We start from the raw sequence: 21,269 nt of genomic DNA on the forward strand, positions 1-21,269 counted from the left end.
GGGGGCTGGAAGAATCAGGGGGCAGAGTCAGGGGACAGAATCAGGATGGCAGCGTCAGGGAGGCAGCATCAGCAAGACTGCGACGGTGCGCCCTACCGCCATAAGCAAGTCTTATCATTATCATAACAGCTACGTAGTTTTCATTATTGCTCATGACGCCCAAGATGGCTTCCAACGTCACGCAGGCAGTGACCAAGCCATTTCCTTCACGACTCACATATCGAGGTGATTCATGAGCAACGAAAAGAACACACCGTATCCGCGCACCTTCTCCCACATCGGCCTGTCCGTCGGTGATGTGGAAGCCGCAGTCAAGTTCTACACCGAAGTGCTGGGCTGGTACGTGGTGATGGAGCCGACCACCATCACCGAAGATGACTCCGCCATCGGCGTGATGTGCAGCGATGTCTTCGGTCCGGGCTGGGGCAGCTTCCGCATCGCCCACCTGTCCACCGGCGACCGTATCGGTGTCGAGATCTTCGAATTCCCGAACCACGAGACGCCGGAAAACAACTTCGAGTACTGGAAGACCGGCATCTTCCACTTCTGCGTCCAGGACCCGGACGTCGAAGGTCTGGCCGAGCGCATCGTCGCCGCCGGCGGCAAGCAGCGCATGCCGGTACGCGAGTACTTCCCGGGTGAGAAGCCGTTCCGCATGGTCTACATGGAAGACCCGTTCGGCAACATCCTGGAAGTCTATAGCCACAGCTATGAGATGACCTACGCCGCCGGTGCCTACCAGAACTGAGCACGGCCGCAGACGTCAGATACAGCAAGGCCCCGCCATGGCGGGGCCTTGCTGTTTGTGCTGCGTGTCTTGACGGCCTCGCGGTCTGACGGCTTTGCCTTGCCTTGCCTTGCCCAGTCTTGCCGATAGCCGCGATGTGATATCTGTACAACTCTTGCCGGTACACATCGAAGCACGCAACGCCTCCAATACGCTGCTTGAGGTGGCGAGCCCCGGGCACTGCCGAGCTGTCGGCACAGGCCTCCTGAGGAGCTGTCTCGTCAGCCACCACCTGCATTTCAGGCATGAAAAAACCCACCCCTGCGGGTGGGCTCTTGCGTGAAGCCATGGGCCGGCGCACCGCAGGATCATTCCGTCTCGCGGGCCGAATCCTCCTGCTCGATACGCGTCAGCAACCTGTCGAAGGTGCCAGACGCCAGCAATACGAAGGTGATGGCCAGACCAAGCCCCATCCAGATAGCGATATTGCTCATTGTCCCTTGCCCCTGCCGTTTTCTTGATTGTTCACCCTGCTGCGATGCAATATGGCGCAAAATCAATCTTTGTACAACATTTGATCACGAGAATATTGCGCCTTGTCACAGCCTTGTCACAGCCTTGTCAGATTTGAGCAATCACTCAACAACAGGTAGTCTTGAAGCCAGACGATCAGGGCGTGGACATGGCGATCGTCGACGCCAGCAGCGGCCGGCTTGATCTTGCCGCCACTGGCGACGCCATCTGCAGGCATGCGCTGCACGCTGCATGCACCTTGCCTATTGCAACTGTCCCTTGCGCCTGTCCTTTGCAACTACCCCCCTGCATCTGTCCCTTGCATCCGGGCTGCGCGCCATCCCTTCACGCCCTGGCCTGCCCCTCATCCCACTTCAGGAGCCACCATGCCCGACAAGACCTTCCCCAACGTACTGGTGTTCGACGTCAACGAGACGCTGCTCGATATCACCACCCTGTCACCGCTGTTCGGGCGTGTGTTCGGTGATGAAGGCGTGTTGCGCGAATGGTTCGCACAGCTGGTGCTGTACTCGCAGACCATGACGCTCTCACAACGCTACACCCCCTTCGGTGCGCTCGGCGTGGGCGCCCTCAAGATGGTCGCCGACATCCATCAGATCAGACTCGCGGATGGCGATATCGATGAGCTCAAGTCGCGCATGGCCGAGATGCCGGCCCATCCCGATGTCGCTCCGGCGCTTGAGCGCCTCAAGCAGGCCGGTTTTCGTCTGGTGACGCTGACCAATTCCCCCGCAGGCGCCTCCCCGACGCCGCTGGAGAAGGCCGGTATCAGTGAGGCCTTCGAGCAGCACTTCAGCGTCGATAGCGTCAAGCAGTTCAAGCCGGCGCCGGCCACCTATCAGCATGTCGCCGAGCAGCTCGAGGTCGAACTGGGCGACATGTGCATGATCGCCTGCCATGTGTGGGACACCATCGGTGCCCAGGCCGCCGGCATGCAGGGCGCCCTGCTGACGCGCCCGCACAATGCCGTGCTGCCCGCCGAGAATGTGCCGACCCCGGACTTCATCACCGCGGAGCTGATTACCCTGGCGGACCAGCTGATCGCGGCCAGAGAGGCCTGAGCGAGCTTTGGCCACTGAGCTCTCTTTCTAGACTCTCTTTCCAAACTCTCTTTCCAAGCTCAGTTTCTCAGCTCTGTCTCTGAGTGCTGCCTAGTAAATAAACGCCGCTCGCCCATTCGGACGGGCGGCGTGTTTGTGCCTGCCTTTCTATTCGCTTTTTCCACTATCTCGCGGTTCGATCAACCGCCGCACACGGCATCTTGCCACCTTGGCGAGACGCGCTCACTTGAGTGAACGAAAGGCCTTGAGCATCTCATCACGTGTCGCCTGTAGCGCGGCCTGAATCTCCGCCCTGCGCTCGCTGATGCGCCACGAGGGGCCGACCACGGACACGGAGTAATGGCCCTGGCTGGTCTCCAGGCCGATTCCGATCGCGCCGACTCCCTGCATATGCTCATCCTCATCATGACCGATGCCGGTGCGACGCACCTCGGCCAGTTGCGTCAGCAGTGCCGGCATCGCGAGGGTGTTGTTCGTGTAGGCCGTGAGATCCGTGCCCAACAGGCGCTCCACCTGCTCGTCCTCGAGATGCGACAGCAGCACCTTGCCGCTGGCTGTCGCATGCAATGACAGGAAGTTGCCGGCCATCGGTGATACCCGCAGCGGCAGCGGCGACAACACCGAGTGCAGTATCAGCAGCTCGTTGCCGCTCAGACTGCAGAGCACCACCGTTTCCTCGGTGGTGCCGCTCAACGCCTCCAGAAACGACTTGGCATGCGTGGTGATATCGAGCTGGCTATGTCGCGCCAGCCGCATCAGCGCAGAGCCAAGCCGTATCCCGCCATGGCCGTGGATTTCCAGCAGGTCTTCCTGGGCCAGCGCATCGACCAGCCGCTTGACGGTCGAGCGCGGCAGATCGTTCCTGGCGGCGATCTCCCCCAGGCTCATGCCCTGCTCACTGCCTTCCAGACTCTTGAGAATCGCCGCCACCCTGGCCACGACCTGCACGCCACTACCTTCTCTTGTGGACACAGACACAACTCCTTAACAAGCTAACTACTTGCCTAACGAAACCACCAAGTGGTACAGTGTACCGCATAACGAGACACCCAAAGTGTCTAGCGCTTCACCTCAAAACGGGAACTCTACAGTGGCCGCTCCTCAACCCTTCAATCTACGACTCGCACTCGGTCTTGTGGGCATTCTGCTCGCATCACTGATGTCCGGTGTGGGAGAGCGTGTCACGCAGACCGTCCTGACGGATGTGGTCGGACACTTCGGCTTCTCCCACGATGAGGGCAGCTGGCTGACCACGATCTACAGCGCGGCGGAAGTCTCGATGATGCTGCTCGCCGGCTGGCTGGCCGTCACCTTCAGCCTGCGCCGCTTCGCGATCGGTGCCTGCCTGTCACTGGCCCTGTTCTCGCTGCTGGTGCCCCTGGCCGACAGCTTCCCGCTGATGGCGGGGCTGCGCGTGGCCCAGGGCCTGGCATCCGGCAGCATCCTGCCGCTGCTGATGATGTCGGCGCTGCGCTTCCTGCCGTGGCACAGCAAGCTCTATGGCCTGTCGGCCTATGCGATGACGGCCACCTTCGGCCCTTATCTGTCGGCGCCGCTGGCCGCTCTCTATGGCGACCTGGGCGACTGGAATCTGGTGTTCTGGGAAACCGCGCCGGTATGCCTTCTCGCCGCCGCACTGGTTTCCTGGGGCCTGCCGCAGGACCCGCTCAAGCTGGAACGCTGCAAGCAGTTCGACTGGCTCGGTGCCTTGCTGGGCGTCACCGCCCTGTGCGCGCTGGTCGCCGGCATGACCCAGGGTGAGCGACTCGACTGGGGCAACTCGCCGTTGATCGCCGCCCTGCTGACCACGGGCGGGCTGGTCTTCGTGACCTTCCTGATCCATGAGTGGTTCCACCCGATGCCGCTCTACAAGCTGCAGCTGCTGGCACGCCGCAACTTTGCCTTCGGCATCATCACCCTGTGTACCTTCATGTTCCTGACCCTGGCCGCCGGCACCATTCCCGCCGCCTTCCTGGGGGAAGTGCAGGGCTATCGCCCCATGCAGCTGTTCCCGGTCATGTTGACCATGGCCCTGCCGCAGCTGCTGCTGGCACCGCTGGTGGCGACACTGATCAACCGCAAGAGCGTCGACAGCCGCTACGTGATGGCCACGGGCCTGGTGTTGATCCTGATCAGCTGCCTGCTGGGCTCGCAGCTCACCAGCGACTGGAATCGCGACAACTTCTATCTCATCGAGGTGCTCAACACCCTGGGCCAGCCGATGGTGGTGGTACCGCTGCTGATGAATGCCACCGGGGCGCTCAGCCCGCTGGAAGGGCCGTTCGCCACCGCGATGGTCAACTCGCTGCGCGCCCTGTTCACGGTGGTGGCCTCCACGGTCTACGGAAGCTTCCTCGTCACACGTGAAGCGCTGCACACCACCCGCCTGGGCGAGGCACTCGGCCTGCAGGGCAATCAGCCCGCCGGACTCATCCAGGTCGATGCGGCAAGCGATATCACCACGCGCATCTCCGAGCAGGCCTCCGTGATGAGCTATGCGGATGCCTACCTCGCCATCATCCCCTTCGTGGTGGCGCTGCTGATACTGGTCATGGTGCTGCCGATCCGCGCCTATCCGCCCCAACCGGCGCCGGCACCGGCACCTCAACCAGAGCCAGCACAGCGCTCCCAGTCTCAGCCCCCTCAGGCTCAGCCCCCTCAAGCACAACCCTCCGGGGCATAGACACAGACAAAGCCGGCGGCTGCCCGCCAGCCAGGATTCAGCCTCTTCCCCCTTCTTCGACATAGACGACGAGATACGACACCGACATGAACAAGACACGTACCACCCTACTGTTGAGCGTTCTGGCACTCCTGCTGGTCGCGACCTACGCGGGCCTCTACTGGAAGAGCCACGATGGTCGCGAAGCCACCAACAATGCCTATGTGCGCGCCGATAGCGTGATGGTGACCACACGCGTCGCGGGCCAGATCGACAAGGTGCTGGTGGAAGACAACGAAGTGGTCAAGGAAGGCCAGATCCTGGCCACGCTGGATGACCGCGATTACCAGGCCTCCCTGCACTCCGCCCAGGCCGATCTCGCTGCCCAGCAGGCAGCGGTCGGTGACCTGGATGCCAACATCGAGCGTCAGCACGCCGTCGTGCAGCAGTCCATCGCCGAAGTGAAGTCCACCCAGGCCTCGCTGCGTTATGCGCGCAATGATGCCAAGCGTTACCGCAGCCTGCGCATGACCAACGCCGCCTCCCAGCAGGACAAGGAAAAGGCCGATGAACAGCAGGGCATCTGGGAAGCCAATCTCGTGCAGGCCCAGGCGGCTCAGCGCTCGGCGGAAAAGCAGATCGGCGTCCTTGAAGCCCAGCGCGTGGAAGCCCTGGCCGAGGTCGAACGCTCACGTGCAGCGCTCGAGCAGGCGGAACTGAACACCGGCTATACCGTCATTCGTGCGCCGAAGGACGGCATCGTCACCCAGCGCTCACTGCGTGTCGGTGCCTACGTGCAACCGGGTGATTCGCTGCTGGCCATCGTGCCGCACAAGGAAGCCTATGTCGTCGCCAACTATCTCGAGACCCAGATGGCCGAGATGGAGCCGGGCCAACCGGTCGAGATGACGCTGGATAGCCTGCCGGGCAAGACCTTCACTGGCCATGTCGACAGCATCGCACCGGCCTCCAGCAGCGCCTTCTCGGCCGTGGCCAGCGAGAACGCCACCGGCAACTTCACCAAGATCACCCAGCGCATGCCGGTCAAGATCGTGTTCGAGCCGAACCAGCCCGACTTCGACAAGGTACGCATCGGCATGTCCGTGATTGCCCATGTCACGACCCAGCAGCCCTGAGCGACTAGCGACAGTCCTGAACGAGGCTAGACAGCCCTGAAACAGTCAAGAGAAGCGTCCCGGAGGACACGCCGCCCCGGGACGCCTCTGAAGAACCGCCATCACGCCATCACTCGATCATCAACGGGATCATCACCATGAAAATTCGCGCCGCCGTCACCGCCACCCAAGGCCAGCCCTTCGACCTCAAGGACGTCGAGCTGGCGTCCCCCAAGGGAGACGAGATTCTGGTACGTGTCGTGGCCACCGGGGTCTGCCATACCGATGCCGCCGCACGCGACCTGGGCATCGCCCCCTATCCGATCGTGCTCGGCCATGAAGGTGCCGGTGTGGTCGAGCAGATCGGTGACAATGTCCGCGACATGGAAGTGGGCGACCATGTGGTGCTGTCCTTCGCGCACTGTGGCCATTGCAGCCACTGCCTGACCGGACACCCGACCGTCTGCGAGCGCGGCGGTGAGCTCAACTTCGGCGGTGTAATGGATGATGGCGGCAAGCGCCTGAGCTGTGACGGCCATGACGTCGCCACCTTCTTCGGCCAGTCGTCCTTCGCCACTCACGCCGTGGTCAGCGAGCGCAATGCCGTCAAGGTCGACAGCGATGTCGATCTCGCCCTGCTGGGTCCGCTGGGTTGCGGCATCCAGACTGGCGCCGGCACCATCCTCAATCGCCTCAAGCCGGGCTTCGGTGACAGCCTCGTCGTGTTCGGCTGTGGCGCCGTGGGCCTGAGTGCCGTGATGGCGGCCAAAATCGCCGGCTGCAAGAACATCATCGCGGTCGACCTGCACGAGAGCCGTCTGGAGCTGGCTCATGAGCTGGGCGCGACCCACAGCGTCAATGGCAAGACCGAGGACCTGGTCGGCGAGATCAAGCGCATCACCGATGGCGGCAGCGAATTCTCCCTCGAGACCACCGGCGTACCGATGCTGGTGCGCAGCTCCCTGCAGGTACTGCGTCCGCTGGGCACCTCTGCCATCGTCGGCCTGACCCACGATGTGACCCTGGACGTGCACCACGACCTGATGGCGGAAGGCAAGTCGATGATCGGCGTGATCGAAGGCGGCGCCGTGCCGCGCGTCTTCATCCCGCGCCTGGTCGGCTACTACAAGGAAGGCCGCTTCCCCTTCGACAAGCTGATCCAGATGTATGACTTCGATGACATCGAACAGGCCTTCGCGGATTCGAAATCAGGTCTGACCGTCAAGCCGGTGCTGCGCATCAGCTCGCTGTAATCAGCGCCTGCGCCACCGGGTCTGAACCGCAAAGCCCCCGTGCGTCACTGACGCACGGGGGCTTTCTTCGTTGGGCGACACGACCTCAGTCAGCGCGCTCGCGCATTGCCTACGACTGACACAGCTGCCAGGCGTCGTGGTCGATATCGAGCATGGCGGCGATGGCGGCCGAGGCGATGACATGCGTCTGGCCACTGACCTCGTCATGCACATTGAGGCCACCCTGCACCACCGTCACCTCGGCGCGCCCACGGGGAAGCTCGCGCGCCACCGCGTCTGCATCCACGGCGTCCGGCTCCTGCACCGCGATGGTGACCTCGACGCGCATCTGGTGGTGATCGATGCCGAGTGACTGGAACATCACGATGGAGGAATGATGCAGGGCGTCATGCACCGCACGGCAGGCAGCCTTGGTGTAGTCCATGCCGTAGAGGTCATTGCCGGTGCCCATCTCGAGAATGATGCGTTGCTCGCTCATGACTGACCTCCTGCCGACTGCCCGGGCGTGGAAGAAGTGGGCGCCGCACCGGCGGCCGCCGCGCCGGTGGCCGCCATGTCGAATGACACGATGATGGCGACATTGGCGATCACGCTGACCCCGCTGCCATCCGGTTTGGCGACGTCCAGCCCGCCCTTGACCACGCGCACACTGGGCTGACCGTAGGGAAAGATGCCCAGCAGGGCGTCACTGTCGACCTTGTCGGGCTGCTGCACGCCGATCTCGACCTCGATCAGCATCGCCTCCTTGGGGAAGCCGAAGGCGTCCGCCACGTTGAGCGAGTTATGCCACAGGGCATCGCGGATGCCACGTGCCGCCGCCTCGGTGTAGTTCTGGCTGCGAATGGAGGTGCCCATGCCGAACTGGGTCACCATGCGTGTCTTGGCCACATTACCCCCTGATTTCCTGTCACGGAAAAGACGTACCACTCGCGCCGCCTATCAGCGCGGATGCTTGAAAAGCCCGATCACCCAACCTAACCCGCCCAGCAGCAGGGCGCCCTGCCAATCTCCCTGGAACAGCTCGATCAGCGCCAGGACGATTGCCACCAGCTGCGCACTGCGCACCGGGCTGACCGTCGCTGTGGGCTTGCGGTCATCCTGCTCTGACATGCGGCCTCCCGTCGCTGGCCCGATGTCTTCATCAGGCGATGACTACGTCGGGCGATGACAACGTCGCCCCATCGTTTCAGGAAAGCCTCAAGTAGAAAATACGACTTCCGTCCCCGAGCACCAGCAGGCACCAGCCCCGATCAGCTCACTGGGCCGTGTCAGGCGCCTCAAGCGCCAGCTGGCCCCAGAAGTGACCGCTACTGCGCGACAGCGTCGGGTCATTCATCAGGTAGGCAAAGGTGGCCATGGGGTCGAGGTCGGCAAAGGTCTCGGGGTGCAACCAGCGCGCGATGGCCTCCAGCGCGACGATGGCATAGGGGCCCTGGTGGAAACCATGCCACAGCGCCATCACCCGGCCCTGCTTGACCGCATCGAGTGACTGCCACCCGGGCAGTGTCTGCACCATGCGCGCCAGATCGTGCTGGATATCCTCCCCCGAGATGCCGATGCCGGCACGCAGGCCATCGCCCTTGGCCCACTGGCCACCGGTATTGAGAATCGCCTCGGGCGGGTGTGCCAGCACCCACTCCTTGCTGAGGGTGGCACCGCTGACCGGCGCCAGTTCAGCGGCCAGATTGCGCCCGCCGGCCCGCGTGACCAGGTCCGCCACGCCGTTGTGCAGATTGGTACGACAGCAATCCACCTTCACGCCCGGTGCGATGTTGATCAGCACGCGCGGCCGTTCGGCTATCGTCGCCAGACGTTCGTCAATCAGCGCCAGATGCACCGCGATGGTGTCATCCACCTCGCGGGCACGCGCCTCGACACCGAGCACCTCGCCCAGCAGGCGCACGCTGACCGGAGCATCCTGCAGCGGATGATGATTGAACTCGACATACAGATAGGGAGTGCCGACCTCGTCCAGCAGCGCCGCCAGCGGCGAGCCTTCGATACGTGAACGCTGGGAGAGATCGAACAGCACCAGGTCCGGCGTCAGCGCCAGCAGGGCTTCGCCCTCGAGGCTCGGGGTCGAGGCGCGACTCAGCGCTGGCAGCGTGGCAAGTTGCGGCCAACGCGTCTCGAGACGCTCGGTCATCGCCGGGTCAAACACCGCCAGGGGGTAGGCCCAGCCGACGATACGCTCAAGCGGCGCATCCAGCAGCGTCAACAGCGCATACAGCTGGCGCGGCTGGGCCAGGAAGATGCGCTGCGGTGAGGCCTCAAGCGTCACCTCGCGCCCGGCGAGATCCGTGACCTGACGCGGAAAGCTGGCCTGGGTCTGCCCCTTGGCGACCGGCTCGGCGGCATGGGCAAGGTTGGCCGGCGCGTTCGAGAAGGCGCCAGCGAAGACAGTGGCGAGTGCCAGCAGGCAGGCTCCTGCCAGTCTTCTGGGCTCGCTTCTGGGCTCAGTCTTGCGCCTCGCCATCATCGTCTGGCTCCGGCATCGCGCGTGATATGGCCAATGTCGGCGTGGGCCGAGTCGGCGACGCGGTCGGTGAGTACCACCGGGTGCCCCAGCGAGCAGCTCTCGATCCGCGCCTCGATGCCGTAGGCCTCACGCAGATGCTCGGCGGTGATCACCTCCCGCGGGGCCCCGGTGGCCAGCAGGCCGGAGGGCGCGAACAGGATGATCTGATCGCAGAAACGCAGCGCCAGATTGATGTCATGCAGCGCGATCAGGCAGATGGCCTGCTGCTCCTGCACCACACCGCGCACGCCTTCGATCAAGGCCAGCTGCCAACGCAGGTCCAGCGCGCTGGTCGGCTCATCCAGCAGCAGCAGTTGTGGCTGACGCACCAGCGCCTGGGCGAGACCGACCATCTGACGCTGGCCACCGGAGAGCGTGTCCATGCGCCGGAAGGCCAGCGAATGCAGCGACAGGCGTGCGAAGACCTGCTCGACCAGCGAGTCGGTTGCCTCGCGGCTCAACTCGGCACGCGCCGCGCGACAGGCGCTGGCCACGGCTTCATAGGCGACCAGACTGGTCGGCTGCGGCAGCGTCTGCGGCAGGTAGCCGACATGGCGCATGCGATTCGCCCCGTGCAGCGACGACAGCGCCAGCTCGCCGAGGTGGATGTCGCCCTTGGCCGGGCGCATGCCGGCAATCGCCTTGAGGAAGGTCGACTTGCCGACCGCATTCGGCCCGAGCACCCCGACCAGTGAGCCCGCCGGCAGCGGTGGCAGATCGAGTTGATCGAAGATCATGCGCCGCTGATAGCCGGTGGTTAGCTGCGAGATCTTCAAGGATGCTTGCGAATCAAAGACGTGATGGCTCATCCCTGCCCCCTGCGCTGACCGAGCAGCAAGGCGAGGAAACAGGGAATACCGATCAACGAGGTCACGATCCCCACCGGCAGCACCAGGCCGGGTACCAGCGACTCACTGGCCGTGGCGGCCAGAGACAGTACCAACGCCCCCGCCAGCGCACTGCCGGGCAGATAGAAGCGATGGTCTTCCCCCAGCGCCAGACGTGCCATGTGCGGCCCGACCAGACCGATGAAGCCGATGGTGCCGACAAAGGCCACCGCCACTGCCGCCAGCAGACTGACGCGCAGCAGCGCCGTGCGGCGCAGACGAGTGACCGGCACGCCGAAGCTGCGCGCATGGTCTTCCCCGGCACGCAGCGCTGTCAGCGCCCAGGCACGCCGCATGGCGAAGGGCAGGCAGACGACCAAGACGCTTGCGATGATCGCGACTCGCTCCCACGAGGCTTCCGACAGGCTGCCCATGGTCCAGAACACCAGCTGCTGCAACGCATCGGGACTGGCCACGAACTGCACCAGCGCATTGACGGCGTTGAGCACGAAGACCAGCGCGATGCCGAACAGCACGATGACCTCGCGACTGGCGCCATACAGCGAGGCCACGGCATCGATGGCCAGAATCGACAGCGCCGCGAACACGAAGGCCATCAGCGCGATGGTGTAGCTGGGCGGCAGCCCCGGCAAGGCGACATCCAGGATGATGACCAGCGAGGCGCCAAGCGTCGCCGCGGCGCCCACGCCCAGTGTGAAGGGGCTGGCCAGGGCGTTGTTGAGCACGGTCTGCATCTCGGCGCCCGCAAGCCCCAGAGCGGCACCGACCAGCGCCGCCATCACCGCCGTCGGCAGGCGAATCTGCCAGACGATGGCTTCATTGATCGGCCCGTGCGAGCCGGGATTGATGAGTTCGCCCAGCAGATCAGACAGCGCGAGATCGGCAGGGCCGGTCATGATGTCGCCAAGGATGGCCAACAGCAGTGCCAGGCCCAGCGCGGCGAGAATCACCACACGTTTCCAGGCGAAGCGCCGGTATTGCTGGGCGAGCGTAGGCGACGACTCAGGCGCTGAGGCCTGAGCGTGCACGGGGGGAGACATCGGACTTTTTTCAATCACCAGCAAGGTCTGCCACTAGGAGGAGGAAGTGAACTTCCATGCATCAGGGCCCACCGGAGCCACCAGGCAGCTCGGCTATCAGCATGAATCATGCGCAGATGATAATGATTGACGCCTGCAGTCACAATGCGCACGACCGCGACTGGCGACATGCGCGACCCGGCTCACGTCCATTCAACCCAGACAGGCGGTGCCGCCAGTCCTTCCTACACCAGTGCTTCCCACACCCGCCCTGCTCACGCCTGCCCTGTTCAAATCCGGCTCACGTCCGGCTCACGCACGCTTCGGCAAATACCTGACTCGGCAAATACCTGACACAGCAAATGACATACCCGGAAAATGACAGACTTGGTGAACAGGCCGGCAAAAACTTGGTAGCGTCATGGCGGATTGCTATGTTCAAGACTCGCTCGCCCCTTCTCTTGCCCAGGAGTCTGACATGGCCCGCCTCACTGCAAAGGATTTTGCTCCCGAGTTGCTGGAGCTGTACGACGGATATGTGCATGGCAACATCACTCGCCGCCAGTTTCTGGATCGCGCGGCGGCCTTTGCCGTTGCGGGCATGACGGCCACCTCGATTCTGGCAAGCTTGAGCCCCGACTACGCGCTGGCCTCCCAGGTCGAGTTCACGGACCCCGGCATCGTCGCCGAATACATCACCTACCCGTCCCCCGAGGGTCACGGCGAGGTGCGCGCCTATCTGGTGAAGCCCGCCAAGGCCAGCGGCCCGCTGCCGGGTGTGGTGGTGGTACATGAGAATCGTGGCCTCAACCCCTATATCGAGGACGTGGCGCGCCGCGTGGCCAAGGCCGGCTATATCGCGCTGGCCCCGGACGGGCTGAGCTCGGTGGGCGGCTACCCGGGCAATGACCCCAGGGGCAAGGAGCTGCAGGCACAGGTAGACCCTGAAAAGCTGATGAACGACTTCTTCGCCGCCATCGATTACCTGATGAGCGAGGACCGCACCACCGGCAAGATCGGCATTACCGGCTTCTGCTACGGCGGGGGCGTCTCCAATGCCGCCGCCGTGGCCTATCCGGAGCTTGCCTGTGCCGTGCCCTTCTATGGCCGCCAGCCGCGCGCCGAGGAAGCCGCCGCCATCAAGGCCCCGCTGTTGCTGCACTATGCGGAGCACGATGAGCGCGTCAATGCCGGCTGGCCCGCCTATGAAGCCGCGCTGAAGGAACACGACAAGGTCTATGAGGCCTACATCTATCCAGACACCCACCACGGCTTCCACAACGACTCCACCCCGCGCTATGACGAACAGGCCGCCAAGCTCGCCTGGGACAGAACCCTTGCCTGGTTCGAGAAGTATCTGAGCTGACCTCAAACGGCACCAGGAAGACGGACTGCCCGCCTCAAGACGACGAAGCCAGCCATCACGCTATCCCCGTGATGGCTGGCTTCGTCATTTTCGCGTGAGACCGAGACTGGTCTCTTCAGGCTCAGGCCTGATCAGTTCAGACCAGACCTATTCAGACTGACCTGTACAGACGAACCTGGTCAGAACAGACCCGTTCTGAAAAAAACTCAGCTGCACAGCATGCCGCTGGCGACGATCTCGCTGAGCGTGCCCTTGCCGATGCCGCTGATGCGGGTCAGTTGACCGCTGGAACTCCACGGACGCTGCCGGATGATATCGGCGGCGCGTGCCGGCCCGATATTGGGCAGGCGATCCAGTTGATCGGCGTTGGCGGTGTTGAGGTCGATACAGGTCTGACTCGCCGAACTGGAGGCGTTGGATGCACGACTGGCCACCTCTGTGCCCGCCGCCTGCGGCTGGCCGCCGTCCAGTGGCAGCAATGCCAATGTCTCGCCGGTCACCGACAGATAGATCGGGGCGTGATCGGAGATATCGGCACGCGCCGCCTCATGACTGATGCCCAGATAGTCCGGGAAGCGGAACACCTCGCCGCTGGCACTGGGCCATTCGCTCGGCACATACCAGATGTTGTCGTAGAGCGAGGCATAGCGGCCATCGGTCTTGGAGAGCGTCGTCGCGCCCTCGGTGATCAGCGGGCGCAGGCCGAGGGTCCGCAGGTCTCCCCACGCAGGCTCATCCGGCGCCATGTTGAAGTCGCCCATGATGATCGCCGGGGTGCCGGGCGAGATTTCCTTCATCAGGTCGTAGATATCCGCCAGCGCACGGATTTCCGGCGCGCGATCCGCCTTGCTGTCGCCATAGACGATATGCACGTTGGCGGCGCTGAAGGCCCGCCCGCTGTCCTTCTCGACGAAGGTGGCCAGCAGCGGCTCACGCGAGAACACATCCTCGGGGTCGAGATAGACGGTAGCCCCGCCCTGATAGGCGATCGTCTTGTCGCGATACAGATAGGCGTAACGTTCGGTATAGGTGCTGCGCCCTACCGCATGGCTGACCAGGCTGTCCCACTCATCGCCGGTCAGCGCCTCAAGCTGCTGCTCGAGCTCGCTGACGACCTCCTCTTTCATCACCTCCTGCAGGCCGATCAGGTCCATATGGCTTGCCACCGCCGCGACCTGCTCGAGATGCTTGCCGTTGTTCCAGCCGGCATGCTTGAGATTCCAGCTGGCGATCACCGCATCCGCCTGACTGCTGGCCGCAGCGCCCAGCAGCACGGGCACTGTCATTGCCATCACTACCCTTCTGGCGATGCGCTCAAGCCGAGAACCGCCAGACGGCTGCCGGCCGCGCGGGGGCTTGCCGTTGTTGCTCGTGCTGCTCGTGCTGCTGTTGCCAGCGAAATCCAGGTGACTGCTGCTCGTATTGCTGACGCTACCGCGCTGACCTGTCCGTATCACTGCGTGACCCTTGACTGATGACTCGTACACAAAAGACCGTAAGAGACTGTATCTTATGGACTTGTCGTCAAGGTTTATAGAACCACGATATTATTTATTATCCTTTGCGCGACTCTTGATAGATGACAGAGAGCTAGCACGTCACGCTACCGTCAGCGCCGGACCCTGCCACTTGACCTTTCAGCGCCAGCTTTTACTCTCGAGCGCTGATGCTTCCTTTCTCCAGTCACGAGATCCCATGACCCCATCGTCATCCCTTTCTCCCGGCAGCCTGCTGAATCAGCTGCGCCAGACCACGCCGCTGGTGCACAACATCACCAATCACGTCGCGATGACGCCGACCGCCAATACCCTGCTGGCCATCGGTGCCTCGCCGCTGATGGCGCATGCGCAGCAGGAAATCCAGGAGATCTCCGCCATCAGTGCGGCGCTGTCGATCAATATCGGCACCCTGTCACCCAGCTGGATCGAGGCCATGCAGCTGGCCGCGATGTGCGCCCACCGCGATGGCAAACCCTGGGTGCTGGACCCCGTCGGCATCGGCGCCTCCAGCCTGCGCCAGTATGCGTGCCGCGCACTGCTGGAGTATCATCCCAGCGTGATTCGCGCCAATGCCTCCGAAGTGCTGGCGCTGGCCGGTGAGATGAATCAGGGTCGTGGCGTGGACAGCGGCGATGACGGTGAGGGTGCGCTGGAGCGCGCCAGTCGGGCCGCCGTCGCGCTGGCGCGCGCGCAGAACTGCGTGGTGGCGATGACCGGCCGTGTCGATGTCGTCACCGATGGCCAGCGGCAAATCACGGTGCAGGGTGGTCATGCGCTGATGGGCCGCGTCACTGCCATGGGCTGCGCGCTGAGCAGCGTGGTCGCCGCCTTCCTCGCCGCCTCCCTCGCCGGGCATGACGACACCCTGCACGCCACTGCCGCCGCGCTGGCCTGCTACGCCGAGGCCGGTGAGACGGCGGGCCAGTCGGCGCAAGGCCCGGGCAGCTTCGTGCCACGCTTCATGGATGCCCTGTATACTCTCGACGCCGATTCCACCCCGCTAGCCTCTCGTCTGGAGCTGACCGATGTCACTTGATCTATCCCTTTACCTGGTCACCGACCCCGCGCTGTGCGCACAGCGCGGCCTGGAAGCCACCGTGATGGCCGCCGTGCGCGGCGGCGTCAGTGTCGTGCAGCTGCGCGACAAGCACGCCAGCGACGAGGAGATGATCGCCCAGGCCATCCGCCTCAAGGCGCTGCTGGACGAGTACGAGGTACCGCTGATCATCAATGACCGCATCGAGGTCGCGCTGGCCAGTGGCGCCGATGGCCTGCACATCGGTCAGAGCGATGGCGACCCGGTCGAGGCGCGTCGCCGTCTCGGTGAGGACGCCTTGATCGGCCTGTCGGTCCAGACGCTTGAGCAGCTCAAGGCCGTCGATGTCGAGCGCATCGACTACCTCGGCCTCGGCCCGGTGCATGCCACCCCGACCAAGCCGGATCATGCCGCACCGCTGGGCATCGAGGGGCTCACGCAGCTCGTGCGCTCAAGCCCGCTGCCGACGGTCGCCATCGGCGGCATCTCGCTGGCCAATGCCGGTGAAGTCATGACCAGCGGCACCGACGGCCTCGCCGTCGTCTCGGCGCTGTGCAGTGCCGAAGACCCCGCTGCAGCCGCCCAGCAATTCCTGGCGCAGTATCCTTTCTGATTGGATCTGAACTGTGCTGATCTGATCTGAAATGAGCTGAGCTGAATTGAGCCCGCCAGTCACGACAACGCCCGCCATGGTCAGCCATGGCGGGCGTTGTCGTCTTTGCTACCTGAACTGATTGAGCGGATCAGCTGGTCGCCAGGTCACTCTCGGCATTCGCCACCAGCGCGAACTCCTCCTCGGCGGTCTTCGCCACCAGCCGATGACGGCTGAAGATGGCGTAGTAGGCGATGCCCACCACGAACAGCACCAAGGTATAATTGAAGGCACGCGGATCGAAGGCATAGACCCCGGTCAGCGCGATCAGCGAGAGCACCAGCGCGATGGCGGACGTCACGATGCCGCCCGGCGTGCGATAGGGACGCGCCAGCGCCGGTTGACGCAGGCGCAGCAGGATATGGCTGGCCGCCATCAGCGCGTAGGAGACTGTCGCCCCCACCACCGCCATGCCCAGGATCAGATCGCCCTCGCCAGTCAGCGAGACCAGGAACCCGAAGATGCCCGGCACCACCAGCGCCCAGGTCGGCGCCTTGCGCTTGCTGGTCAGCGACAGCGTCTTGGGCAGATACCCGGCCCGCGACAGCGCGAAGACCAGACGGCTGTAGCCATAGATGATCGAGAAGAACGACGCCACCAGCCCCGCCAGGGCCAGCACATTGACCAGTGTCGCCAGCCCCTCGCTGCCGGTGGCCTTGAGGGCATCCACCAACGGCACGGCGCTGCTGCCGATTGCCTCGGCACCCGCGGCGCCGGCCAGCAGGAAGACGACCAGTACGGCGGTGAACATCAGAAACAGCATGGCGCCGATGATGCCGCGCGGGACATCACGGGCCGGGTTGCGCGATTCCTCCGCCGCCAGCGGCACCCCTTCCACGGCCAGAAACAGCCACATGCCGAAGGGCAGCGCCGCCCAGATGCCATACCAGCCATTGGGCATGAAGTCGCTGGCCCCCCAGGCATCGGTGGGTGCGATGTCGAACAGGCGACTGCTGTCGAAGTCGCCGATCAGCGCGACGGCGGTGGCGATGATCGCGAACACGGCCAGGCCGCTGATCACCATCATCACCTTGAGCGCCTCGCCGACCCCCGCCAAGTGGATGCCGATGAACACCAGATAGAAGATGGCGTAGATGATCGGGCCATTGATGCCCAGCAACGATTCCACCGCACTGCCGATGAAGATGACGATGGCCGCGGGGGCCAGCGCATATTCGATCAGCACGGCAAGGCCGGTGAGGTAGCCGCCTGCCGGCCCCATCGCCTGGCGGGCGAAGCTGTAACCGCCGCCGGCGGCCGGAATGGCCGCTGACATTTCGGCCAGCGACAGCACGAGCGCCAGATACATGATGCCCATCAACAGTGCGGCGATCGCGAAACCGCCCCAGCCCGCCTCGCCGATGCCGAAATTCCAGCCGGCGAAATCGCCGGAAATCACGTAGGAGACCCCGAGGCCCGCCAGCAGGACCCAGCCTGCCGTCCCTTTCTTCAATTGGCGCCTGGCCAGATAGTCCTGCTCATTCGTGTCGTGATTCGTGTCGCGAGTCATGGTGCCGCCTTGTATGCCTCAGGCATTTGTCATTGTTGGATCGGGAGTTTCCCGCTGCTGCGCTGCCGTCCCATCAGGACAGCAGAAAGTTCTGGATACCGGTGCCGCCTTCCAGCGCCGTCTCGCCGCTTCTGTCCTTGAGGCCCACACCGGTGAGGCCGAGCTTGCGTGCCTCACGCAGCAGGTAATGCAGACGCTGGGCGGCCATCGCGAAGTCGAGCCCTGCCGGGCGCACGTTGGAGATGCAGTTGCGGCTGGCATCGCTCAGGCCGACGCGCGGCTGCCAGGTCAGATAGAGCCCGAGGCTGTCCGGAGAGCTGAGGCCGGGACGCTCGCCGACCATCACCAGCACTGCACGGGCATTGAGCAGCTCACCGACTTCATCGCCAATCGCGACCCGCCCCTGCTCCACCACGCAGATCGACGCCAAGGACCAGGCATCCGGCCCGTCTTCTGCCAGCGCCTCCAGCAGTGCCGCGATGAAGGGAGCGGCATTGTTCTGCACCGCCAGAGACGAGAGCCCATCGACGACCACGATGGCCAGATCGGCAGGCTGGGCGTCGAGGGCGGACAACTGCTGACGCGACGCCTCATCGAGACGCCGGCCGTAATCGGGGCGCTGCAGATAGGTGGTGCGATCCACAGCGCGACTGTGCAGTCGCTGGATCTGCGGAGCATTCTCGAGCGCTGTGAGCTGATTGAGGTCCTCGATCAGTCGAGGAATCTCCAGCGGCAGGTGGACGGCGTCCTGGGCGCGGGCGTGCGCCAGCTGGAATTCCAGCGAACGATTGGTCGGCAGACTGATGCCGGCACGGCCAAGGCCGATGCGCGCATCCGTGAACTGGCCAAGCCGCTGCCAGGGATTGGGCGTGACGATGGCATCGGGTTCGAGGCTGCGCGAGACCGCGTCAGCAGAGGGCTGGTCAGGGTTCATGCGTCTCCTCCTGTCACCTGACGCAGTGAATTGGCGAAGCGGTCGGGCATCTCGCTCGGCAGTGCCTGGGTGGCGACATCGGTGAAGATCTGCATCTCCTCGAGCCAGGCGGCGAATTCGGGCGCTGGGCCCAGGCCCAGCACCCGCCGTGCATAGAGAGCATCGTGGAAGGAGGTGGTCTGATAATTGAGCATGATGTCATCCGAGCCGGGGATGCCCATGATGAAGTTGCAGCCCGCCACCCCGAGCAGCGTCAGCAGGGTGTCCATGTCGTTCTGATCGGCATCGGCATGATTGGTGTAGCAGATGTCACAGCCCATCGGCAGGCCCAGAAGCTTGCCGCAGAAGTGGTCCTCGAGGCCGGCGCGGATGATCTCCTTGCCATTGAACAGATACTCGGGGCCGATGAAGCCGACCACGGTATTGACCAGCAGCGGCGAGTACTTGCGCGCCACCGCATAGGCGCGCGCCTCGCAGGTCTGCTGGTCCAGGCCGTGATGGGCATCGGCGGACAGCGCACTGCCCTGGCCGGTCTCGAAATACATCACGTTGTCGCCCACCGTGCCGCGCTTGAGCGACAGCGCGGCCTGCTGCGCCTCCGCCAGCACGGAGAGCTCGACACCGAAGCTCTCGTTGGTGGCCTGTGTGCCGCCGATGGACTGGAAGACAAGATCCACCGGGGCACCCTGCTCGATGCACTCGAGGGTATTGGTGACGTGGGTCAGCACGCAGGACTGGGTGGGGATCGCGTACTTCTGGATCACCTCATCCATCAGACGCATCAGCTTGATACTCTGCGCCACGTTGTCGGTGGCCGGGTTGATGCCGATCACGGCGTCGCCGTTGCCGTAGAGCAGGCCATCGAGAATGCTGGCCGCGATGCCGGTGACGTCATCGGTGGGATGGTTGGGCTGCAGGCGGGTCGAGAGATGGCCGCTCTTGCCGATGGTATTGCGAAAGGCGGTGACCACCTCGCACTTCTTCGCGACCAGAATCAGGTCCTGATTGCGCATCAACTTGCTGACCGCGGCGGCCATTTCGGGGGTAATGCCGGCGCGTACCTGCGCCAGCACCGCGGGGGTCGCGAGGTCACTCAGCAGCCAGTTGCGGAAGTCGCCGACGGTGAGATGCGCGATCGGCAGGAACGCGACCGGATCATGCTCATCGATGATCAGGCGGGTGATGTCGTCCTGTTCGTAGGGAATCAGCACGTCTTCGAGGAAGGTCTTGAGGGGCAACTCCGCCAGACACAGCTGAGCGACGACTCGCTCCTCGGCGGTTTCCGCGATCACGCCAGCAAGACGATCTCCGGAGCGGGCGGGCGTCGCCTTGGCCATCAGCTCGGCCAGATTGGCAAAACGATGGACCTGGCTGCCCAGGGTGTAACGGTACTCGCGACTCATGGGAAATTCCTTGCCCTGACGGATGTCATTTCATATCAGTCGTTCTGCAGGAATCACGCCAATCTCCCTCCATGCCTCTTTGGTCCTGTAGGCGCCTTGAAGCCGCATTGCGCAGGTCTGCGCCCGCACTATTGTGGTGCATGACCGCGTTCCCCCTCGGTGCAGTGAGTCGCGGGCATCAGCCGCGCGCGCCCCCCAGCTCCGTGATGATCGCCTCGCGCTGCTTGAGCGAGGCCACCCCGGCATCGCCCAGCTTGCTGGCCACCTCGCTGAGCAGACCTTCGGCGAGAAACATGAAGGCGCTCATGCTGTTGCTGTAGAAGAGGCTGTGATTGGGCACATGGAAGCTGTAGCGCGCCAGCGGCTCCAGCGGAGAGCTGGCCGAATCGGTCAGCGCGATCACCTCGACCCCACGCTTCACCGCCACCTCGGCGCAGGCCACCACGCTTGGGGTATAGGGGAAGCAACTGGCCACCACCAGCACGTCACCGGCCGACAGCTGGGCCAGTGCATCGGCCACACCCTGACGACTGGCATCCAGCGGTGCCACGTCCGGGCGCAGCATGCCCAGCCCATAGGCCATGAACAGTGCCAGGGAATTGAACTGACGCATGCCGTGCAGGCGCACGCGCGGCGCCTCGGCCAGCAAGGTGGTCGCGGCCTCGAAGGCCGCGGCGTCCACCCTCTCCAGCATGCTGAGGATGTTGGCGCTCTCCTGTCGTCCCAGCCGCGCAAGCTGGGCCATGGCACTGCTATCGGCGTCTCGCGCCAGCAGCTGCGAGGCCTGCTGGCTGTAGAAATGCTCGCCATCCGTCACCGCCTGGCGAAAGACATCCTGAAACCTGCTGAAGCCCTCGTAGCCCAGCCGCTGGGCCAGACGCGAGAAGGTCGAGGCGTTCACGCCGGTCAGCTCCGCCAGCTGGCTGATGGAAGACACCGCCGTGCGTTGCGGGGACTCGATCAGCACCGCCAGCACGCGCCGGGAGCTCGCGCCGAGACGAATCTCCACCTCACGACGATCGATCGCCGCCAGCAACTGCTTCAACCCCTCCAGGGTCTCCGGCGGCGAGTCAGGGGATGCGGGCCCGGGGGCTCGGGAGGATGGGGGCATGGAATACCTCCTTGGCAAGGG

The 21,269-nt window shown here is 64.1% G+C and carries 22 protein-coding genes; 8 read left to right on the forward strand and 14 right to left on the reverse strand.

What is annotated here, in order from left to right:
• The first annotated feature begins 232 nt into the window (after positions 1 to 232).
• Positions 233 to 748 carry a lactoylglutathione lyase family protein gene (locus CLAM6_RS11485; protein WP_043333918.1) on the forward strand — a complete coding sequence of 172 codons (516 nt, stop codon included), beginning with the start codon at positions 233 to 235 and terminating at the stop codon, positions 746 to 748.
• A gap of 347 nt (positions 749 to 1,095) precedes the next feature.
• Here the strand turns inward: CLAM6_RS11485 and CLAM6_RS18110 are convergent, their stop codons facing one another.
• Entirely contained in the window at positions 1,096 to 1,221 is a 126-nt protein-coding gene (locus tag CLAM6_RS18110; protein WP_277876236.1) for a hypothetical protein, read from the reverse strand.
• A 116-nt stretch (positions 1,222 to 1,337) separates the two neighbouring features.
• Positions 1,338 to 1,487 carry a hypothetical protein gene (locus tag CLAM6_RS11490; protein WP_153636171.1) on the reverse strand — a complete coding sequence of 50 codons (150 nt, stop codon included), beginning with the start codon at positions 1,485 to 1,487 and terminating at the stop codon, positions 1,338 to 1,340.
• A gap of 139 nt (positions 1,488 to 1,626) precedes the next feature.
• Between CLAM6_RS11490 and CLAM6_RS11495 the strand changes: the two genes are divergently transcribed.
• Complete coding sequence (locus tag CLAM6_RS11495; protein WP_153636172.1) at positions 1,627 to 2,322, forward strand: haloacid dehalogenase type II; 696 nt, start codon at positions 1,627 to 1,629, stop codon at positions 2,320 to 2,322.
• Positions 2,323 to 2,544: 222 nt separating this feature from the next.
• Here the strand turns inward: CLAM6_RS11495 and CLAM6_RS11500 are convergent, their stop codons facing one another.
• Positions 2,545 to 3,294 (reverse strand): IclR family transcriptional regulator, encoded by a 750-nt coding sequence (locus CLAM6_RS11500; protein WP_197738678.1) that lies wholly within the window; start codon positions 3,292 to 3,294, stop codon positions 2,545 to 2,547.
• Between the two features lie 118 nt (positions 3,295 to 3,412).
• On the opposite strand from CLAM6_RS11500, the gene CLAM6_RS11505 reads away from it, so the two are divergent.
• The 3 genes from CLAM6_RS11505 (at position 3,413) to CLAM6_RS11515 (ending at position 7,352) form a co-directional block, all read left to right on the forward strand.
• Positions 3,413 to 5,005: an MFS transporter gene (locus tag CLAM6_RS11505; protein ID WP_197738679.1), complete on the forward strand. Its 1,593-nt coding sequence runs from the start codon at positions 3,413 to 3,415 to the stop codon at positions 5,003 to 5,005.
• An 86-nt stretch (positions 5,006 to 5,091) separates the two neighbouring features.
• Positions 5,092 to 6,120 (forward strand): HlyD family secretion protein, encoded by a 1,029-nt coding sequence (locus tag CLAM6_RS11510; RefSeq protein ID WP_153636174.1) that lies wholly within the window; start codon positions 5,092 to 5,094, stop codon positions 6,118 to 6,120.
• Between the two features lie 137 nt (positions 6,121 to 6,257).
• Positions 6,258 to 7,352, forward strand: coding sequence for an NAD(P)-dependent alcohol dehydrogenase (locus CLAM6_RS11515; RefSeq protein ID WP_153636175.1), 1,095 nt, complete (start codon positions 6,258 to 6,260; stop codon positions 7,350 to 7,352).
• 109 nt (positions 7,353 to 7,461) lie between these two features.
• Here the strand turns inward: CLAM6_RS11515 and CLAM6_RS11520 are convergent, their stop codons facing one another.
• The 6 genes from CLAM6_RS11520 to CLAM6_RS11545 form a co-directional block, all read right to left on the reverse strand.
• Positions 7,462 to 7,830, reverse strand: a complete 369-nt coding sequence (locus CLAM6_RS11520; RefSeq protein WP_153636176.1) for a Lin0512 family protein — start codon at positions 7,828 to 7,830, stop codon at positions 7,462 to 7,464.
• A complete protein-coding gene (locus CLAM6_RS11525) occupies positions 7,827 to 8,240 on the reverse strand; it encodes a Lin0512 family protein (protein WP_153636177.1) in 414 nt (137 codons plus the stop codon). The genes CLAM6_RS11520 and CLAM6_RS11525 overlap by 4 nt, the downstream gene beginning before the upstream one ends.
• A gap of 51 nt (positions 8,241 to 8,291) precedes the next feature.
• A complete protein-coding gene (locus CLAM6_RS11530) occupies positions 8,292 to 8,462 on the reverse strand; it encodes a hypothetical protein (RefSeq protein WP_153636178.1) in 171 nt (56 codons plus the stop codon).
• A 145-nt stretch (positions 8,463 to 8,607) separates the two neighbouring features.
• Positions 8,608 to 9,831, reverse strand: coding sequence for an ABC transporter substrate-binding protein (locus tag CLAM6_RS11535; RefSeq protein ID WP_242007663.1), 1,224 nt, complete (start codon positions 9,829 to 9,831; stop codon positions 8,608 to 8,610).
• The gene (locus tag CLAM6_RS11540; RefSeq protein WP_153636179.1) at positions 9,828 to 10,679 is read right to left on the reverse strand and encodes an ABC transporter ATP-binding protein; all 852 of its coding nucleotides are present in this window, start codon (positions 10,677 to 10,679) and stop codon (positions 9,828 to 9,830) included. Before CLAM6_RS11540 ends, CLAM6_RS11535 begins: the two co-directional genes overlap by 4 nt.
• A complete protein-coding gene (locus CLAM6_RS11545; protein WP_153636180.1) occupies positions 10,676 to 11,758 on the reverse strand; it encodes a FecCD family ABC transporter permease in 1,083 nt (360 codons plus the stop codon). The genes CLAM6_RS11540 and CLAM6_RS11545 overlap by 4 nt, the downstream gene beginning before the upstream one ends.
• Positions 11,759 to 12,215: 457 nt before the next feature.
• On the opposite strand from CLAM6_RS11545, the gene yghX reads away from it, so the two are divergent.
• Positions 12,216 to 13,103 carry a YghX family hydrolase gene (gene yghX / locus CLAM6_RS11550; RefSeq protein ID WP_153636181.1) on the forward strand — a complete coding sequence of 296 codons (888 nt, stop codon included), beginning with the start codon at positions 12,216 to 12,218 and terminating at the stop codon, positions 13,101 to 13,103.
• Positions 13,104 to 13,309: 206 nt separating this feature from the next.
• On the opposite strand, the gene CLAM6_RS11555 is transcribed toward yghX, so the two are convergent.
• A complete protein-coding gene (locus CLAM6_RS11555; RefSeq protein WP_153636182.1) occupies positions 13,310 to 14,395 on the reverse strand; it encodes an endonuclease/exonuclease/phosphatase family protein in 1,086 nt (361 codons plus the stop codon).
• 403 nt (positions 14,396 to 14,798) lie between these two features.
• Here CLAM6_RS11555 and thiM point away from each other — a divergent pair, with 403 nt between their 5' ends.
• Positions 14,799 to 15,638, forward strand: a complete 840-nt coding sequence (gene thiM / locus CLAM6_RS11560; protein ID WP_153636183.1) for a hydroxyethylthiazole kinase — start codon at positions 14,799 to 14,801, stop codon at positions 15,636 to 15,638.
• Positions 15,628 to 16,251, forward strand: coding sequence for a thiamine phosphate synthase (gene thiE / locus CLAM6_RS11565; protein WP_107336383.1), 624 nt, complete (start codon positions 15,628 to 15,630; stop codon positions 16,249 to 16,251). The genes thiM and thiE overlap by 11 nt, the downstream gene beginning before the upstream one ends.
• A gap of 130 nt (positions 16,252 to 16,381) precedes the next feature.
• On the opposite strand, the gene eat is transcribed toward thiE, so the two are convergent.
• The 4 genes from eat to CLAM6_RS11585 all read right to left on the reverse strand — a co-directional run bounded on the left by eat (position 16,382) and on the right by CLAM6_RS11585 (position 21,248).
• Entirely contained in the window at positions 16,382 to 17,800 is a 1,419-nt protein-coding gene (gene eat / locus CLAM6_RS11570) for an ethanolamine permease (RefSeq protein ID WP_153636184.1), read from the reverse strand.
• A 73-nt stretch (positions 17,801 to 17,873) separates the two neighbouring features.
• Positions 17,874 to 18,734 (reverse strand): ethanolamine ammonia-lyase subunit EutC, encoded by an 861-nt coding sequence (gene eutC / locus CLAM6_RS11575; protein WP_153636185.1) that lies wholly within the window; start codon positions 18,732 to 18,734, stop codon positions 17,874 to 17,876.
• Positions 18,731 to 20,137, reverse strand: coding sequence for an ethanolamine ammonia-lyase subunit EutB (locus tag CLAM6_RS11580; protein ID WP_153636186.1), 1,407 nt, complete (start codon positions 20,135 to 20,137; stop codon positions 18,731 to 18,733). Before CLAM6_RS11580 ends, eutC begins: the two co-directional genes overlap by 4 nt.
• Before the next feature lie 178 nt (positions 20,138 to 20,315).
• On the reverse strand, positions 20,316 to 21,248 hold the full coding sequence (locus tag CLAM6_RS11585) for a MurR/RpiR family transcriptional regulator (protein WP_107336380.1): 933 nt from the start codon (positions 21,246 to 21,248) through the stop codon (positions 20,316 to 20,318).
• Positions 21,249 to 21,269: the final 21 nt, after the last annotated feature.

Origin of the sequence: Cobetia sp. AM6 (assembly GCF_009617955.1) — a bacterium.
GTDB lineage: Bacteria > Pseudomonadota > Gammaproteobacteria > Pseudomonadales > Halomonadaceae > Cobetia > Cobetia amphilecti.

What these genes read in the sequence shown, in the direction of transcription:
- CLAM6_RS11485 (WP_043333918.1), top strand. Translation starts at nt 233, where the DNA reads ATGAGCAACGAAAAGAACACACCGTATCCGCGCACCTTCTCCCACATC.
- CLAM6_RS18110 (WP_277876236.1), bottom strand. Translation starts at nt 1,221, where the DNA reads ATGAGCAATATCGCTATCTGGATGGGGCTTGGTCTGGCCATCACCTTC.
- CLAM6_RS11495 (WP_153636172.1), top strand. Translation starts at nt 1,627, where the DNA reads ATGCCCGACAAGACCTTCCCCAACGTACTGGTGTTCGACGTCAACGAG.
- CLAM6_RS11510 (WP_153636174.1), top strand. Translation starts at nt 5,092, where the DNA reads ATGAACAAGACACGTACCACCCTACTGTTGAGCGTTCTGGCACTCCTG.
- CLAM6_RS11515 (WP_153636175.1), top strand. Translation starts at nt 6,258, where the DNA reads ATGAAAATTCGCGCCGCCGTCACCGCCACCCAAGGCCAGCCCTTCGAC.
- CLAM6_RS11520 (WP_153636176.1), bottom strand. Translation starts at nt 7,830, where the DNA reads ATGAGCGAGCAACGCATCATTCTCGAGATGGGCACCGGCAATGACCTC.
- CLAM6_RS11530 (WP_153636178.1), bottom strand. Translation starts at nt 8,462, where the DNA reads ATGTCAGAGCAGGATGACCGCAAGCCCACAGCGACGGTCAGCCCGGTG.
- CLAM6_RS11535 (WP_242007663.1), bottom strand. Translation starts at nt 9,831, where the DNA reads ATGATGGCGAGGCGCAAGACTGAGCCCAGAAGCGAGCCCAGAAGACTG.
- CLAM6_RS11540 (WP_153636179.1), bottom strand. Translation starts at nt 10,679, where the DNA reads ATGAGCCATCACGTCTTTGATTCGCAAGCATCCTTGAAGATCTCGCAG.
- CLAM6_RS11545 (WP_153636180.1), bottom strand. Translation starts at nt 11,758, where the DNA reads ATGTCTCCCCCCGTGCACGCTCAGGCCTCAGCGCCTGAGTCGTCGCCT.
- yghX (WP_153636181.1), top strand. Translation starts at nt 12,216, where the DNA reads ATGGCCCGCCTCACTGCAAAGGATTTTGCTCCCGAGTTGCTGGAGCTG.
- CLAM6_RS11555 (WP_153636182.1), bottom strand. Translation starts at nt 14,395, where the DNA reads ATGGCAATGACAGTGCCCGTGCTGCTGGGCGCTGCGGCCAGCAGTCAG.
- thiM (WP_153636183.1), top strand. Translation starts at nt 14,799, where the DNA reads ATGACCCCATCGTCATCCCTTTCTCCCGGCAGCCTGCTGAATCAGCTG.
- thiE (WP_107336383.1), top strand. Translation starts at nt 15,628, where the DNA reads ATGTCACTTGATCTATCCCTTTACCTGGTCACCGACCCCGCGCTGTGC.
- eat (WP_153636184.1), bottom strand. Translation starts at nt 17,800, where the DNA reads ATGACTCGCGACACGAATCACGACACGAATGAGCAGGACTATCTGGCC.
- eutC (WP_153636185.1), bottom strand. Translation starts at nt 18,734, where the DNA reads ATGAACCCTGACCAGCCCTCTGCTGACGCGGTCTCGCGCAGCCTCGAA.
- CLAM6_RS11580 (WP_153636186.1), bottom strand. Translation starts at nt 20,137, where the DNA reads ATGAGTCGCGAGTACCGTTACACCCTGGGCAGCCAGGTCCATCGTTTT.
- CLAM6_RS11585 (WP_107336380.1), bottom strand. Translation starts at nt 21,248, where the DNA reads ATGCCCCCATCCTCCCGAGCCCCCGGGCCCGCATCCCCTGACTCGCCG.